The organism is Roseivirga sp. UBA1976, assembly GCF_002336325.1.
Lineage (GTDB): Bacteria > Bacteroidota > Bacteroidia > Cytophagales > Cyclobacteriaceae > Roseivirga > Roseivirga thermotolerans.
In genome coordinates this window covers 36749-53441 of record NZ_DDDQ01000141.1, presented here as the reverse complement: position 1 = coordinate 53441, position 16693 = coordinate 36749, and the positions used below count along the sequence as shown (strand labels likewise).

General features: G+C 45.8%; 10 protein-coding genes. 8 read left to right on the top strand and 2 right to left on the bottom strand.

The window, feature by feature from the left end:
• Positions 1–3382, bottom strand: a 3382-nt coding sequence (locus B3763_RS14250) for a beta strand repeat-containing protein (RefSeq protein ID WP_286747437.1), incomplete at its 3' end; no start/stop codon positions are given.
• A 524-nt stretch (positions 3383–3906) separates the two neighbouring features.
• Here B3763_RS14250 and B3763_RS14245 point away from each other — a divergent pair.
• The 8 genes from B3763_RS14245 to B3763_RS14210 all read left to right on the top strand — a co-directional run bounded on the left by B3763_RS14245 (position 3907) and on the right by B3763_RS14210 (position 13936).
• Positions 3907–4896 (top strand): AAA family ATPase, encoded by a 990-nt coding sequence (locus B3763_RS14245; RefSeq protein ID WP_189628890.1) that lies wholly within the window; start codon positions 3907–3909, stop codon positions 4894–4896.
• Between the two features lie 134 nt (positions 4897–5030).
• Entirely contained in the window at positions 5031–6530 is a 1500-nt protein-coding gene (locus B3763_RS14240) for a hypothetical protein (RefSeq protein WP_286747436.1), read from the top strand.
• A gap of 128 nt (positions 6531–6658) precedes the next feature.
• A complete protein-coding gene (locus tag B3763_RS14235) occupies positions 6659–9535 on the top strand; it encodes a TonB-dependent receptor (RefSeq protein ID WP_189628888.1) in 2877 nt (958 codons plus the stop codon).
• A 146-nt stretch (positions 9536–9681) separates the two neighbouring features.
• Complete coding sequence (locus B3763_RS14230; protein ID WP_189628887.1) at positions 9682–10311, top strand: peptidoglycan-binding domain-containing protein; 630 nt, start codon at positions 9682–9684, stop codon at positions 10309–10311.
• A gap of 4 nt (positions 10312–10315) precedes the next feature.
• The gene (locus B3763_RS14225) at positions 10316–10699 is read left to right on the top strand and encodes a hypothetical protein (protein WP_189628886.1); all 384 of its coding nucleotides are present in this window, start codon (positions 10316–10318) and stop codon (positions 10697–10699) included.
• 9 nt (positions 10700–10708) lie between these two features.
• Positions 10709–11551 carry a hypothetical protein gene (locus tag B3763_RS14220; RefSeq protein WP_286747435.1) on the top strand — a complete coding sequence of 281 codons (843 nt, stop codon included), beginning with the start codon at positions 10709–10711 and terminating at the stop codon, positions 11549–11551.
• Positions 11544–12026, top strand: a complete 483-nt coding sequence (locus B3763_RS14215; protein WP_286747434.1) for a Rab family GTPase — start codon at positions 11544–11546, stop codon at positions 12024–12026. Before B3763_RS14220 ends, B3763_RS14215 begins: the two co-directional genes overlap by 8 nt.
• The gene (locus B3763_RS14210; RefSeq protein ID WP_189628883.1) at positions 12023–13936 is read left to right on the top strand and encodes a hybrid sensor histidine kinase/response regulator; all 1914 of its coding nucleotides are present in this window, start codon (positions 12023–12025) and stop codon (positions 13934–13936) included. The genes B3763_RS14215 and B3763_RS14210 overlap by 4 nt, the downstream gene beginning before the upstream one ends.
• A 134-nt stretch (positions 13937–14070) precedes the next feature.
• Here B3763_RS14210 and B3763_RS14205 read toward each other — a convergent pair whose 3' ends face one another.
• On the bottom strand, positions 14071–16602 hold the full coding sequence (locus B3763_RS14205) for a M14 family metallopeptidase (RefSeq protein WP_286747433.1): 2532 nt from the start codon (positions 16600–16602) through the stop codon (positions 14071–14073).
• Between the last annotated feature and the right edge of the window lie 91 nt (positions 16603–16693).

The following is a 16693-nucleotide window of genomic DNA, read 5'->3' as shown; positions in this document are numbered from 1 at the left end:
AATAAGTATAAGGTGCGCTGCCTCCGGCCACAGAAACATCAATGCTCCCATCAGAACCACCATAGCAGCTTACCTGAGAAAGCGTATAGCCCAAACTGAGGGCCATTGGTTGCTGAATGCTGAAGCTTTGAGTAACCGAACAACCACGAGCATCTGAGACGGTAACCGAATAACTGCCGGGAGTTAGATTGGAAAGGTCTTCTGCAGTTGCCCCATTGCTCCAGGCGAAGGAGTAGGGAGCTTGCCCTCCTCCCACAGTTATATCTATAGCCCCATTGGCTGCACCATTACAGTCAATATCGGTAACCACGCCCGATAAGCTGAGTACCGGTGGGTCGGTAATGGTAAATGTCTCGGTATAGGTACATCCTAAATTATCGGTAACTAATACCGTATAATTACCAGCAGGCAGACTGCTTAAATCTTCGGTGGTGGCTCCATTAGACCAGTTGAAACTATACGGTGCAGTACCTCCACTCACTGTCAGGTTAATGGCTCCATCGGCTGCTCCGTTGCAAGTTATTTGGCCTACAGTACTACCCACCGTCAGTGGGGCCGAAGGTTGAGTGATGGTAAAAGACCGAGACTCAGTGCACCCATTGGCATCGGTAATAACCACCGAATAACTGCCTGCTCCAATATTGGTGAGATCTTCAGTTAGTGTACCGTTGGACCAGGAAAAAGTATACGGGGTCGTTCCTCCGCTTATCGAAAGATCGATTGACCCCGTACTTTCACCAAAACAACTAACATTCAGCTGTGTTGCCGTTGAACTGAGCATTGCCGGTTCTGATATTGTAAAGGACTCTACCAGTGTACATCCGCTGGCATCGGTAATGGTGAGGGTATATAACCCCGGACCAAGTCCTGTTCTGTCTTTTGTTGTTATACTGCCATCATCGGCCCAAGCGTATGTGTAAGGACCTGTTCCTCCGGAAACATTCATAGCCACCGATCCATCGGAAGCTCCATGACACGAAATCTGATTTACCGTTTCGCTGGCTGCCAACGGGCTTGGCTCAGCAATGGTAAAGCCTATAGACTTAATACAGCCAACGGCATCCTGAACCGTCACTGAGTAATTTCCCGGAGCCAAATTGGTAATGTCTTCTGTTGTAGCTCCGGTATTCCAGCTGTAGGTATAGGGGGCCGATCCTCCGGTTATGGTTAGGTCAATGCTTCCATTATCAGACCCGGCACAGGTGGCGTCTGTGGTAGCACCTGACAGGGTCATAACGGTGGCCGGTTCGGTGAGTGTAACAGTTAAGCCCAAAGAGCAGTTAGAAGCATCTTTGATGGTGACAGTATATGTTCCTGCCACTACGTTGTTAAGGTCTTCGGTTGTGCTGCCATTAGACCAGAGATAAGTATATGGGGCTGTTCCGCCTGCCGGGGTAATGTCTATGGCTCCGGTGCTGGCTCCCTTACACAAAATATCTTGTTGTGTGTAGCTTACCGACATCACTGCCGGGTCTATGATGGTATAATTTTCGGTAAGCGCACAACCGTTGGCATCAGTAATCGTCACCGAGTAATTACCAGGGTTAAGGCCGGTTATATTGTTACCGGTTGCTCCGTTACTCCAGGCATAAGTATATGGCCCAGTTCCTCCGGTTACGGAAAGGAAGATACTACCATCGGCTGCTCCATTGCAAGACACATCATTTACGGTAGCATTGTCTGCCAGTGGGGCGGGTTCTCCCAAAGTAATGGTTTCCACTACTGTGCAACCGGCCCCACCATTATCAGTTACGGTTACGGTATATGTACCTGCTGTCAATCCGCTAATAGTTTGACCCGAAGCACCTGTATTCCAATTGTACACATATGGAGCGGTACCATTCGATGCCACCACTGTAATGGAACCATCGGCAGCACCATTGCACGATGGTAGGGTCAGGGAGGGAGATACGGCAATTGAAGGAGGGTCTGAAAGGGTAAACGTTTCGGTATAAATACACCCATTGGCATCGGTTACAGTTACGGTATGATTACCTGCTGTAAGGTTACTGACCGTGGATGACGTGCTGCCGTTAGACCAGGTGTAGGAGTAGGGCGCAGTGCCGCCCTGCATGGTAATACTTATTGAACCATCATTGCCTCCGGCACAAGAGGGATCTGTGAGGCTTTGGTTTTGCTTACTCAATGCAGCAGCAGGCTCTGTAACGGTAATATTATTTTGGGTCACAGAGCAGCCATTGGCATCGGTTACAGTTAAGTCATAAGTTCCGGCAGTCAAACCAGAAATATCAGCGGAGGTGGCCCCTGTAGACCAGACATAAGAATAGGGTGCCGTACCTCCACTGACGTTACTCTCTATCACACCCGTAGCGTCTCCAAAGCAGGCAACTTGGGTAACACTGGTATTAATGGCCAAACTGGCCGGTTCGCCAAGGGTGAAAGAACTACTGATTGCACAGCCTGCATTGTCCGTAATAGTAACGGTATAAGTTCCGGCCGCCAGGCCGGAAATATCCTGGGTGGTTGCTCCATTAGACCAGCTATAGTTATAGGGGGTCACTCCTCCGGAAACCGAAAGATCAATTGCCCCATTAGAAGACCCGTTGCAAAGGGCATCGGTAAGTGAAGCACTGGCCACAATCTCGGGCGGAGAACTGATGGTTTGTATGGGAGTAGAAATGGTACACCCTGTTCCGTTCCTATCGGTAATTACCAGTCGGTAGTCTCCCGGAGCCAGCCCTGTAACGGTGGCAGAATTACCCACTACAACACCATCAGACACCCTAAGCCATTGATATACATAATTGCCCCATCCGCCTGTACCCGTAGCCGAAAGTGTACCATCGGCTGAATTGTAGCAGGTGGCATCGGTCGATGCTCCCAGCGAGTAGCCTAAAAAATCGGCTGGTTCTGTAATGGTAAACGTAATATCTCCCGTACACCCGTTGGCATCGGTTACGGTAAGGGTGTAGTTTCCAATTCCCAAACCATTGAGGTTTATGACATTGGAAAAGGGCGCTGCCGAACCGGTTCGGATAGACGCCCCGCCTCCATTGAACAGCTCCCAATCATAAGTCGGGTTTCCATTCGACATGGTTACAACCACCTGAGCATCCGAATCGCCACGGCAGGTCACATCATTGACCGAAACGGAGCCCACCAGATTGGGCGGATTGGTTACGGTATATGTTGCCGTCACCACATCGCCATCATTATCCGTTACGGTTACGGTATAATCATCAGGGGCAAGGCCACTGGCAATGAAAGAATTTCCTACAGTGCCACCACCGCTGTCCACCCAGTTGTAAGTAAAGGGGCCATCGCCTGTTACACTAATAGTAATCACCCCTTCACAACTGTTAATGTTCACGTTGGTAATCACCGGGCACTGGTTGGTACACTGTGCCTGTAAACGGGGCATTGCCATCGCCATGAATATGACGAGCAGCAAAATAATCCTACTATGCAACTGTTTAGGTGATGTCATCGACAAAATAGCAGCTATAAAGTTTTATTCATTTATAGCTTATATTAGATGAATATCAGCCATTTATAAACACATAGCAACATCGATCCGGCAGACCATTAACTTAGAATAGTTCAATTTAATAAATATGCACAGTATGACTACCCGGGCCAGATTACGAGTATCGTAGAGTGCCCAACAGAAATTAAAATGTGAACGACAAAAGCCTTACCACTTGAGGCCTTGCATTAATTTTGGAAGTAGCAGAACGATTTTAATCTTTTGCCTGAAAATTTTTTTCAACTTTTTTACCTTGTTAATTCTTGTTAAATGCTTCTGAATCAGCCGCACTAACTTTCAATTTCCCACATATTTGCCCTGCTTTACCTCCTGCACACCAACATTTATCGCTCATATAAAGTATAGTGTAGGTGGTTCATTGTATTTCTTTATTTTAGCGCGCATTAAGTATTAATATCATGGAAGAGGTTGTATCGAACGATTTAAAAAAAGAGCATCAGGAAAAAATAAAACGTGTTGCCTCTGAAGTAGGCAAAATAGTGGTGGGCCAGGAGTACATGGTAAACCGTCTCATGGTTGGGCTTTTTACCAACGGACACGTTTTGCTAGAGGGTGTTCCCGGTATAGCCAAAACCCTTACAGTTAATACGCTAGCCGATGTTCTGCACCTGGACTTTCAGCGGATTCAGTTTACACCTGACTTGTTGCCGGCCGATCTGATTGGTACCATGATATACAACCAAAAAAAGGCTGAGTTTGAAGTAAAGAAAGGACCCATCTTTGCCAACGTAATTCTGGCCGATGAGGTAAACCGTGCTCCCGCCAAGGTACAGTCGGCACTGCTTGAGGCCATGCAGGAAAAAACGGTAACCATTGGCGAGAGTAGTTATAAGCTCGATCGCCCGTTCCTTGTATTGGCTACTCAGAACCCGGTAGACCAAGAGGGAACATACAGCTTACCGGAAGCACAGATTGACCGATTTATGCTGAAAGTGAAGGTTGACTACCCTTCTAAAGATGAAGAGTTGGAAGTAATGAGACGTATGTCTAACATGCGTTTTCAACCACAGCTGGAAACACTACTTACGAAAGAAGATATTTTCTCCATTCGAGACGAAGTTAACCAGGTCTCTATCTCCGAGTCGCTCGAACGTTATATTATAGAGTTGGTATTTGCTACCAGAAAGCCAAAAGACTACGGCCTGAATGATGAGGCCTACTACATGCAGTTTGGTGCATCGCCCAGAGCGAGTATAAACTTGAACCTTGCAGCCAAAGCCATTGCCTTCTTTGACCAACGCGACTATGTGTTGCCAGAAGATATTAAGGAAATAGCCAGCGATGTTCTGAACCACAGAATTATACTGAACTATGAGGCCGAAGCAGACGGAATAACCACGGAGCAAATCATCCAAAAACTGCTTACCAAGATTCCTATCAACCATTAATTCTTAGGTTAACATTCCGTTAATACAATTAACCTATTCATAAACGGAATGACAACTATTCTTAACAAAGGCGTAAACGCTTTGTAAAAGCGATAGAGTTTTTTTGTGTCAAAATTTTAAACCTAATCAAAGACATGAAAGACTCTGTTAAACTTTTAAACCTACTATTAGCCTTTGTGCTCGTTCTGGGTATCTCTTCTTGTGGAGACGATGAACCGGAAATTGATGGCCCTAGCGTAACACAGCCTGATGCTGTTAGCGTGACTGAAGGTGAAAGTACTACCATTACTTTCTCGGCTACAATTGCAGCTGGCTACGCCAGCAACTCAGTTACTGCCACAGGTGGAACTGCCGAAGTAACTGAAGCACCAGAAGCTGGTGCCACGACAGGAACTTTTACCATTAGCTTTCAGGCCACCACCGCAGGAGCAGGCTCTGTAACTCTTACTGTTGTAGATGCCAATGGCAAATCAGGCAATAACACCGCTGTTATTACTATTGAACAAGAGCCTACTACCATCACTGTTTCTGATAATATTTCGGGTACAGAAACCTGGGAAACAGGAAAAACTTACATTCTTGGTGGCAGAATTACTGTACTATCTGGCGCAACACTTAACATTCAGCCTGGAGTAGTTGTAAAAGGTCAGGCCGGAACGGGTGCCAACGCTACCGCTCTTTTGGTAGCGAGAGGTGGTAAACTGAACGCTGCAGGAACCGCTTCAATGCCAATCATTTTCACTTCTATTGCAGATGAAATTACTCCGGAAGACGTGGCTGCCGGAAACTTTGCCAGCCCTAACCTGACTGCCGATGTAAGCGGCCTTTGGGGTGGTGTTATCATTCTTGGAAAAGCCAAAATTTCGGCTTCTAATAAAACTTCAGGATCTGACGTGAGCGAAGTACAAATTGAAGGTATCCCAACCTCTGACTCTAACGGTCTTTATGGTGGTAATGATGACGATGATAACTCAGGAACCATCACTTACATCTCTATTCGCCATGGTGGATCTAACATCGGTAACGGTAACGAAATCAACGGATTAACCCTTGGTGGTGTTGGTAGAGGTACTACCATCAACCATGTAGAAGTTGTGGCCAACCAAGACGATGGTATCGAATTCTTTGGCGGTACTGTAAACGTAAACAATGCAGTGGTTTGGAACATCAACGATGACGGTATAGACACTGACCAGTCTTGGGCCGGCAAGTTGGAGAACTTTGTAGTAATTGCTCCTAATACCTCTGAGGCACACTGCTTTGAGCTAGATGGTCCTGAAGGTACTTATGAGGCCGGACATACCATTAAAAATGGTACAGTGGTAGCCAGTGCAGGCGACAGAAAAGCTACAGATTTGATCAACGTAGACGACAACTCTATTGTGGCTCTTGAAAACATCTTTATCACGGGCCTCAAAACAGGTCAGGATATCAACAGAACTACAGCCAGTGGTGTGACTTTCACAAAAATTGAATTGAACGTTCCTTCTGGTTCTACTTTACAAGACTTTGTAACTGGTACTATTCCATCGGGTGTTACTGCTGCTGCTACACCAAGTGCAGGAGTTGGTGCAGACCTGTCAGTATTTGCCTGGACTTGGGCTTCTACTGCCACTGAATGGCCTGGTAACTAATTCATACAAAATCAAAAAGGCTTGATCACTTTCAGGTGATCAAGCTTTTTTATTAAGCCAACAAGCCAAATAGCACCAAAAAGAATAAACCCACACACGAGCAAGAACATTACTAATTGATAAACTATATGAACAAGTTTTACTTAAAACTTCTACTTTTTCTAACCGCCTTTTCGAGTACGGCTTTTGCCCAGCAGGGTATTATTAGAGGAACTGTATACGATGAAGGTTCTGGAGAAACGCTCATTGGTGTAACGGTGTTGGCAAAAGGCACCAATTACGGAGCCATTACCGACTTTGATGGTAAGTTTGAAATCAAAGCTCCGGTTGGTACTTACGACATTCAGTTTTCATTTATTTCTTTCGAAACCATTGTAATTAGTGGAGTTGAAGTAACAGCCGACAAGCCTGTGATCTTCAACAACATTCGAATGAAAGAAGCCATCTCTGAGCTTGGCGAAGTGGTGGTTACTGCTGAAGCCGTAAGAAACTCAGAAGCTATAGTAGCCATTACTAAAAAGAAGGCCATTAACCTACTGGATGGTATGTCGGCTGCCAGCTTTAGTAAAATTGGAGACTCTGACGCCTCAGAGGCAGTAAAAAGAATTACCGGAGTTTCGGTAGAAGGAGGCAAGTACGTGTACGTTCGTGGCCTTGGCGACCGATACACCAAAACTACTCTGAACAATGTAGACATCCCCGGGCTGGATCCTGACAGAAACAGCTTGCAAATGGATATTTTCCCTACCAACCTCATCGACAACATGATGGTGTACAAAACGGCCATTGCAGAACTATCGGCCGACTTCACCGGAGGTGTGGTAAATATTGAGACCAAAGATCTTCCGGACGAAAAAATTCTGGATGTATCGCTAAGTGTAAGTTACAATCCTAACATGCACTTTAACAGAGACTTTATTATGGGCAATACAGGCTCTACCGACTTCCTTGGTTTTGACGATGGTACCCGAGCTCTGCCGGATCAGGCTCGCCAGGAGCGCATTCCAAGCCCTATTAACAGAAATAGCGGACAAGAGATATACAACTTCTTAAAGCAGTTTGACCCTACTTTGGGTGCTACTCAACAAACCAGCTTTATGGACTACAGCCTTTCGTTTACCTCTGCCAATCAATACGATATCTGGGGTTCTCATAAGCTAGGCTACATATTTTCAGCCAGCTACAAGAGCAACACCGTTTTCTACGATGATGTGATTTACGGAGAGTATCAGCGCTATGTAGACCCTAATAATACCAACCTGCGCTATGCCACCATTCAAAATGGTGTGAAAGCAGAACGAAACGTGCTTGGCGGAATTTTGGCCGGACTGGCCTATAAGACCGATATGTCTAAATTTAAATTCACCGCTCTTCACCTTCAGAACGGCATTAACACTGCTGGTCAGTTTTATATAGACAACGATGGTGAAGCCATTGGCCAATCGGGCTACAAAGCTTACTCTAACAACCTGGAGTACAATCAGCGAGGCCTTACCAACTTCTTGTTGAACGGTGAACACCACCTGGGTGACGGCAAATGGGATATTGACTGGAGAGTATCGCCTACGTTCTCAAACATTCAAGACCCCGATGTAAGAAAAACCGCCTTTACCTACAGCAATACAGATACTACTTTCTCGGCTGGTGCAGGAGGTAACCCAAGCCGAATTTGGAGAGAGCTGGAAGAAGTAAACTGGGTAGCCAAATTTGATATTACCCGAAACAGCCAGGCCTTTGGCAGAGATGCTAAATACAAGTTTGGCTCAAGCTACATTTACAAAGAAAGAGACTACGAAATTCTGAGCTACGATCTTCAGTTCTTTGGAGCTCAACCCGACTTCGGTATCGACCCTAATGCAGTGTGGCAAGACCAATATCTGTATCCTAACGGAACCATATACCTGAACTCAGGAAACAACACCCCTAACCCTAATGCCTACAACTCCAATAGCAAAAACTATGGGGTATATGTTTCTACAGAGTTGAACCCAACCGCTAAATTAAAGGCCGTTCTTGGCCTTAGAGGTGAGAAGTTTATTCAGAGACACACCGGGCGCGATGTAGAATATGCCAACTTGGGTAGTGGTAACAATCTGGAAAACGAAGTGGTGATTGATGACTTCGATCTTTTCCCTAGTGTAAACCTTGTGTATGCGGTTAATGACGATCAGAATGTAAGGCTTTCATACTCCAAAACTATTGCCAGACCGTCATTCAAAGAGTTGTCGTTTGCTCAGATCATTGACCCACTAACCAACCGTATTTTTAACGGAGGTTTATTCCAGTACAGCGACTGGGACGGTCAGCTGGGTGTAACCCGAATAAATAACTTTGACCTGAGATGGGAGATCTTCTTCCCCGGAACCGAAATACTTTCAGTAAGTGCTTTCTACAAAACTTTTGACGACCCAATAGAGTTGGTACGAATTCCTGAGCAACAAACCAGTACAGAGTATCAGCCAAGAAACGTAGGAGATGGCCGCGTATTAGGAGGCGAAGTAGAGTTTAAGAAAGACCTTTCGTTCCTTACTCCGGCACTTAGCAACTTCTACATTGGCACCAACGTAACCGTTGTGAACTCAGAAATTACCATGACCGACAGAGAATACAACGCTCGTTTGCAGTATGAGAAAAATGGTGAGAATGTGAAAAACACAAGAAACATGGCCGGACAAGCGCCATTCATCATCAATACAAGCATTGGCTACGAAAACTTTGACAATGGCCTAGATGCCGGTCTATTCTACAACGTAAAGGGCTCTACCCTGTACATTGTAGGTGGTGGTTTGTTCCCCGATGTATATACCGAGCCTTTCAACAGTCTGAACTTTAACCTGAACAAGACTTTTGGTAAAGAAAGAAACATGTCGTTCAACTTTAGTATATCCAACATTCTGAACGATCAGAGAGAAGAAGTTTACAGAGGGTACCAGGCCGATGATCAGCCGTTTACCTTCTTTAGCCCCGGCCGTTCATTTGGTCTTGGCCTAAAGTATTCTTTCTAAAAAGACAGTTTATTCAATTAGATAACCCTGGTTCCTGCTCACGGAATCGGGGTTTTTTTATGCCTTTTTCCTTTCCTCAGGCCTATTCGGCTGGTGCTACCATAAATTGTTTTATTTTTATTGCTAATCCATCTAAAGACACTCTAATGAAACGGCTCATTTTCTTCGTCTTATTTTTAGGGTTGGCCTCATATATTACGGTTCAATACCTCAAGGACCGCAGGTTCAACCCCCCTGCGGCTTACGACTATGAAATATCTGATGCCATTGACACTGAATTTTACGACTCAACCGTAATACAGCAATATTATAAGCTCGCTCTCGATGCAGGCAGCTATGCCCGTTCACTATGGAACAACGATGGCATAGACGTGCGGTACATGGATCGAGAAGATTTTGAGTCTACTCAAGCCACAGACTATTACAATACCTTATTGCAAACCGTCATTTGGCTGGAAAAGAAACTGGAAAGATCGAAACGGCTAAGAGACCAGGGCTACAGCACGGACGAAATAAGACTGATGATGGAATACAACTTAAGTCCTGAAGACATTGCGCTAAGCCGCAACCAGTCGTTGGTAGGGCTCAAAATTGGTGATACCGGAGCAGACGTGTGGGAACTGCAAAGGCTTATTAATAGCAAAGCCGATAGTATTCCACAAGATGGTATTTTTAGCACCATTACCCGAAACAGACTTCGCGAGTTTCAGAAAAACAACAACCTTTACCCCTCTGGCGAGGTAGATGAAAAGACCTTAAAAACTTTACTGAAATAATACTATGGCAAAGAAAGAAGAAGCCCCTAAAGCACCTGCCAACCCGGCAAGTGATCCGAAAATAGAAGCTGTAAAGCAGCTCATTTTTGGAGAGAACATGCAACAGTACGACAACGAGTTCAATGAGATTAAAAACCTCATTAAGAAAACCCGTACCGAAATAGAAAGCGAGCTCAACGAAACACGCGATGCGCTCAACAAACTCATTAATCAAACCAAAGACGCCCTTACCAACGAAATTCAGGACCTAAGAAGCGATATGAATAAGAAGGTAACGCAGCTCAGAGCCGACATGGACGAAACTGTGGCCGACCTGGAAGACCGCAAACTTAACCGTAAACTTCTGGGTACTCTGTTACAGGAAATGGGCAAACAGATTGCAGAATAACACCATTCTATGAGTCGGGGACCGGGCTTTGAGCAACTTCGAAAAATTCTCCTGGAGCAAGACTGGGAAGAACGGGAAGAGCTTGCCCATAAGCTGGAAGACCTCACCGACCAACTCAATAACCGGGAGCGGCTCGAAGAAAAAATTCAGCCCATACTTAAAGATGAAGCCGACCGGTTTTACCAACAGTTTCCGGTGGTTTATGGCCCGGAAATTACCAAATCCATTAAACAACAAATACAAGAGTCGCAAGATGAGGTGGTAGAGGCACTCTATCCCATCATTGGCCGAATGATTAAAAAGTACATTGCCAGTGAAATTCAGAAGCTCTCTGATAAAATAGATGCCCAAATGGAATTGGCCTTCTCTTGGGAAGGTTGGAAGATGCGCATTAAGGCGTGGTTTTCGGGCACCTCACAAAAAGACGTTATTCTATCTAAAGTGATTGAGCCGAAAATCGATGAAATACACGTTATCGAAAAAAATTCAGGCCTGTTGCTCGGTAGCTACTCAAAAAAGCCAAACCTAGATCGCGACATGGTTGCCGGAATGCTCACCGCCATTAAATCGTTTGTAGAAGACGCCTTCCAGTCTGACTCTCAGGAGCTTGAAAGTATAGATTATCAAAACCATAAGATCATAATCAAAAGCTTTAAATCGTTCTTTATTGCCGTAGTATGCACCGGCACCATTAGCAGTGCCTTTAAAGATAAGGTAGACGATGAGCTTCTGGGCTTCTCCGAAAAAGTGCTTAAAAAAGCCCGAAAAGGATCCGAAGAGCCCGTAAAACCGGAAATGATTGAGAAGGGACTGGAAGAACACTTCCAGGATTTTGAAGAACTGAATGAATAAGAAAGTAATACTTGTTGGCCATTTTGGAGTAGGGAAAACCTCCCTGGTCAGGCGCTTTGTACACAGTCAGTTTTCGGAAGAATACATTACCACTATTGGTGTAAAAATAGATAAGAAGACCGTCACTCTCAATGGCCGAATGGTAACGCTGCTTATCTGGGATATTGCCGGAGAAGATGCTCAGCATAAAGTACCACAAAGCTACAGACTGGGAGCTCACGGAGTGTTGTACGTGATAGATGTAAGCCGGCCCTCGTCTTATCAAGACCTAATTACCGAGCTTACAGCCATTCAGGAATTATTGCCCGGTGTTCCCGTAGAAATACTGGCCAACAAACGAGATCTGGTATCTGAAGAAGAGTGGCTGCATGTACAAGAGCAAATCCTCCCCTTTAAGGCTATTGCTACTAGCGCCAAAACGGGAGAGTACGTAGAAGAAGCATTTATTAGGCTTACTGAACGTATGGTGGTATGAGCGAGCGGCTAGACTCCATTAAGCTAGAGCAACTTGGGCCAAAGTGCCAGGTAGTGCTCTTCGATGAGCAGGGGCTGGTAAGCGAAAGCTGCAATACCCTACTCACCATAAACAAATCCGTTCCTCTGTTCGAACAGTTCGACTTCCTATTGAGCCTGCAAGACGTTTTAAAAAGTCTCCAATCCGAACCATTGGTATTCGATCTGGTAGAGTGGCACGAACAGAAAGAAGCCCTTTTCTCCATTACCTTTCAGAGAAAATCGGCTAAGCAATGGTTGTGGTTCATAGTAGACCGAAGCCACGAACGAGAACAAATTCTCACCGTTCAGCAATCGCGCAACAACGCGGCCATCAATGAAGAAGTGTTGGCCATACAACAGAAGTACCTGGAAGCAGAAAAGAAGCTACTAGCCTACCGAAACGATGAATTGCTGCGGATTCAAAAATTTAAGCAGCGATTCTTCGCTGAGGTTAGCCACGAAATGCGCACCCCACTACACAGCATTACCGGTTTGGTAAAGCTATTGGAAACCACCAAGAGTCAGGATGTGCCCAGCCTGCTTCATGCATTAAAGGCCACATCGCAACACCTCAACCATGTAATCAATGATGTACTCGATCTTTCTAAAATTGAAGAGGGCAAGCTACAGCTCGAAGAACTCGCTTTTGAACTAAAAGACATTCTCGACTCTATTGTAAGAGGCTTTACACTGAGTACTCAGGAAAAAGGAATAGTTCTTGAAACCACCATTGCCCCAGGAGTGCCGCAAATTATTGTTTCCGACCCCATCAGACTCTCCCAGGTACTGTACAATCTCATTGGCAATGCCATAAAGTTTACCCATTCGGGGAGCGTTACCCTTGCCGTAGAACCGGTGAGCCAAAAGGCCAAGTCGCTTCGCCTCAAATTTTCTGTACACGATACGGGTGTGGGTATGAGCGAGGAAAGTATTGCTAAAATTCTGGAACCCTTTACTCAGGTAGAAGGACAAAGCTTTTATGAATATGGTGGCACCGGGCTGGGTATGGGTATTGCCCAGGGAATTATTGAAACAATGGGGGGGCACCTGAAAATTAAGAGCCAATTGGGCAAAGGCACCTCCATGTGGTTCTCTATTGACTGTAAGCCGGGAGAGGTTACTCAGTATACCACCCGCGACTATCTGGAAGAACCCTCGGCTGCCTCTCTGCAAAACCTAAGGGTACTTTTTGCAGAAGATGACGCCATGAGCACCATGATGCTCAAGCAATATGCCGATAACTGGGGGCTATCGGCCCGCTTTGTAGAAACGCTGCCCGATCTGAAAGCCCTGCTTTGGTCTGAAAGCTACGACTTGCTTGTGTGCGACCTCCATCTTGGCGATGATCACTCGGCAGGCCTCATTGAAGAATTGCGGACAACGGCAGGGCCCAACCGCCAAGTCCCCATCATATTTTTATCGGGCGATGCTCAAAATAAGCACCCGGAACTTTCAAGCATATCGCAATGGGCCTATTTGGTGAAACCAGCCAACCCCAAAACCCTGGCTCTTAAAATAAGAGACATGGCCAAACCTAAACACAACACAATGAACGAATCGGTAGACTTAACACACTTAAAGAATTCGGCTCAGGGCAACTTGGCTTTCCTTATAGACCTGATTGAAACCATAATGGAAAACTTGCCCAAAGACTTACAGAAGCTCAAAGAAGCTCTGGACCAGCCCGATTATGAAACCTGCCGAAAAATGCTCCACAAAGTAAAACCGAGCATCGGCTATCTGGGAATACCCGATTTGCTGGAAGAACGCAACAGGCTTTATGACCTTGTTGCCGAACAACGGTTAAGCAAAGAGGAAGTTTTGCGCTTTGCAAACCGAATAGAGGCCGCACTCAGCGACCTGAAAAGACAGAAAGAAGAATTACAGTAGTCTTATTCCAAAACCTTAAGCTGCCCGGACTGCCTCACTCGGGCTTAGAATCACCGGCCATATTACAAACAAAACGGCTGCCCCACATCTGTCTAAAATGCTGAGGCAGCCGCCAAAGTTTTACGAATTATATCTTACTGGCCAACAAAGAACATGGCATTCACCATGAACAGCTTACCATTTTCCCAGAAAGCTCTGAAGAGTGGATTATCGGCCATATATACCACAGCACCACGGCCCACATTCTCCACACCAAATACCATGGACTTGGCCAGGGTCTTCTTGGCTTCTTCGCCAGCTACTCCGCTCACATACGCTGCCTCCGAATCAATGATGCCCACATTCCAGCCATTTGGCAGATAGGCATATCGGCTACCGTTATTTTTCAGTGTAAAGTAGTAATCAGGGTATCCGTAGCCCAATGGGTGGGTATTGTCTACCTTTAGCTTAAAGATAGCCCCGGGAAGCCTGAAGCTTTCAAACCTTGAACCTCTCTCAGCATAAGGGGTAAGAGCAATAGCCTCTTTCTCCTCATCCGATTGTCTGGAAGCTTCTTTTTGCTCAGCATCAGAAGCATAACGGCTCAGGTTAAAGCCTCCTTTACCCATAAAAGTATTCATAGCTCTTTCAATGGCTATTACACTGCCGCCTCCACGAATCCAGGCTGTAAACTCTTCCATTCGGCTCTCACTTAACATTCGACCATAAGAACCAGACGGCATTACTATTACATCGTAGTCATCCAGATTTACACGGCCAAAATCATCCGTATTCACCATGGTAATTGGGTAGTTCAACTCTTGTTCCATGAAATACCAGAACTCTCCAAAACCGAGCGAAGAAACCCCCTCGCCTCTAAGTGCCAAAATAGTAGGAGCCTTAATGAAAGGCACGTTGTTAGAGCCAAAGTCTTTTCCCGTATCTACAAAAGTGGTGGGTGTTGAGTAAAGCGATCGGCCAAACTTCTGCGCAGCTGCTTTTACCGCTTCATCGAAACGGCTACCCATGTGCGTGTTTCCTTTTCTGGTAATAATGAGTGTTCCTGCCGCATATTCTTTCCCGTTCACACTAAAGGGGCTTGTTGCCAAACGTAGCTTAATTCCGGCTTTCATAATTTCGGCCAAAAACTTAGCGTCTTCCAGTGTTTCCCACTTAGCCAAATAGGCAGCAGGAGTAGTTCCCAGCTGCATTTCCGGAGCCGCATACATTGGTTTGCCTTCAGAAACAGACAGCCTTTCGGTGGTGGCAAAAGCCTCCAGGTCCATCATATAAGGAACAGCCCATGCGGTAATGTCATAAGTATCTGTAATACTGGCGTAAGTATCTGGCTCAAAAAAGGCCTGCACCAACACGGCCTTGGGCTGGTAGGTAGAAATCACGATATCTCCATCCTGAACCGAAACGTTTTGGTTCTTTCCTGTTCTGTAAGCAAAGGCCGAAACCGGCTTTTTAGTACTGGAAACCCCATACCGAATCTGATGCCTGTTTAGGAAAGCCTCCAGGGCTTTGAGCTTATCGGGGTGATTGTTTCCCTTTATAATGTAGGTTTTATACTTGGCCTTAGGGTCGGTTGTGGCTTTCTCAAAGTAGGCCGCAAACTCATCTACCATACGTTCGTTGTACTGAGCAGCAATTTCTACGGTAGACATTCCGGTTGTAAAATGGTGGGCAATGGCATCGGAAAGCTTAAGGGTATCTCCCTCATCGGTAAGAATGGCCAGGTCGCTGCTGGCTTGCTCGTAAGTCATCCCTATGGCACCATTATACATTGGGTAAGAGTCGCCATAGCTTGGATAGAGTATATCAAAGTTTTCTTTGGTAAAGAACAACCAGCCGTTGGCATCGAAATATTTGGCGTGGTTTTTACCAATGATCTCCTGAAACTGACGCTGCCAGGGGGTTACTTGTTCGTGAACAGGCTCGGCAGCCGGAGCAAAATAGTAGGGGCTGTTACTTCCCTGCTCATGGAAATCTACATGTATGTGGGGTAAAATGGTGTTATAGAGCTTCATGCGCTGCTGAGACTCTATTTGCTTTTGCCAGGCCCAATCGCGGTTCAAATCAAAGAGGTAGTGGTTGGGTCTTCCTCCGGGCCATGGCTCGCTATGTTCAGCCGCCTCGGGACGAGGGTTAGGGGTGGTGCCTGCTACCTGGTTGATCCAGTTAGAGTAGCGGTCGCGGCCATCTGGGTTAATGCACGGATCCATGATAACCACCGTGTTTTTCAACCACTCTTTAGACTTGGCGTTGTCTGGTCGAGCCAGTTCATAGAGGGTTTTCATTGCGGTTTCGGTAGAGTTGGCCTCATTGCCGTGCACATTGTAGCTCAACCAAACAATACCCACTTTTTTACCGGAAGGCTCACCATCCATCAACTTGGCTCGCTTCAGGTTGTCTGTTCTTATCTGTTCCCAGTTGTCAATGTTTTCCTGAGCCGATAGGTATGCCACAATGAGTGGCCTCAACTCGTTGGTTTCTCCATACTTTTGGAGCTTTACGTTAGACAATTGAGAAGCCACGTGCTCATAGTAGTCTACGACCTTATAGTTGGGGGTAAAACGTGTACCTAGCTCGTAGCCTAAAAACTCACTAGGGCTCTTTATACCCTGCCCAAAAAGTGATGCGGAGAGTAAAAATAGTAGCGTGAAAATTGCAGATTTCTTCATTTCAGATTTGTTAAAGGCTTGGAATTTACTCTAAAAAGTAATGCTCACAAAACTGAAATGGGCAACTGGTCGGATTGATTATACCGAACGC

Coding starts and splice junctions, on each gene's coding strand:
- B3763_RS14245 (WP_189628890.1), top strand. CDS start 3,907: ATGGAAGAGGTTGTATCGAACGATTTAAAAAAAGAGCATCAGGAAAAA.
- B3763_RS14240 (WP_286747436.1), top strand. CDS start 5,031: ATGAAAGACTCTGTTAAACTTTTAAACCTACTATTAGCCTTTGTGCTC.
- B3763_RS14235 (WP_189628888.1), top strand. CDS start 6,659: ATGAACAAGTTTTACTTAAAACTTCTACTTTTTCTAACCGCCTTTTCG.
- B3763_RS14230 (WP_189628887.1), top strand. CDS start 9,682: ATGAAACGGCTCATTTTCTTCGTCTTATTTTTAGGGTTGGCCTCATAT.
- B3763_RS14225 (WP_189628886.1), top strand. CDS start 10,316: ATGGCAAAGAAAGAAGAAGCCCCTAAAGCACCTGCCAACCCGGCAAGT.
- B3763_RS14220 (WP_286747435.1), top strand. CDS start 10,709: ATGAGTCGGGGACCGGGCTTTGAGCAACTTCGAAAAATTCTCCTGGAG.
- B3763_RS14215 (WP_286747434.1), top strand. CDS start 11,544: ATGAATAAGAAAGTAATACTTGTTGGCCATTTTGGAGTAGGGAAAACC.
- B3763_RS14210 (WP_189628883.1), top strand. CDS start 12,023: ATGAGCGAGCGGCTAGACTCCATTAAGCTAGAGCAACTTGGGCCAAAG.
- B3763_RS14205 (WP_286747433.1), bottom strand. CDS start 16,602: ATGAAGAAATCTGCAATTTTCACGCTACTATTTTTACTCTCCGCATCA.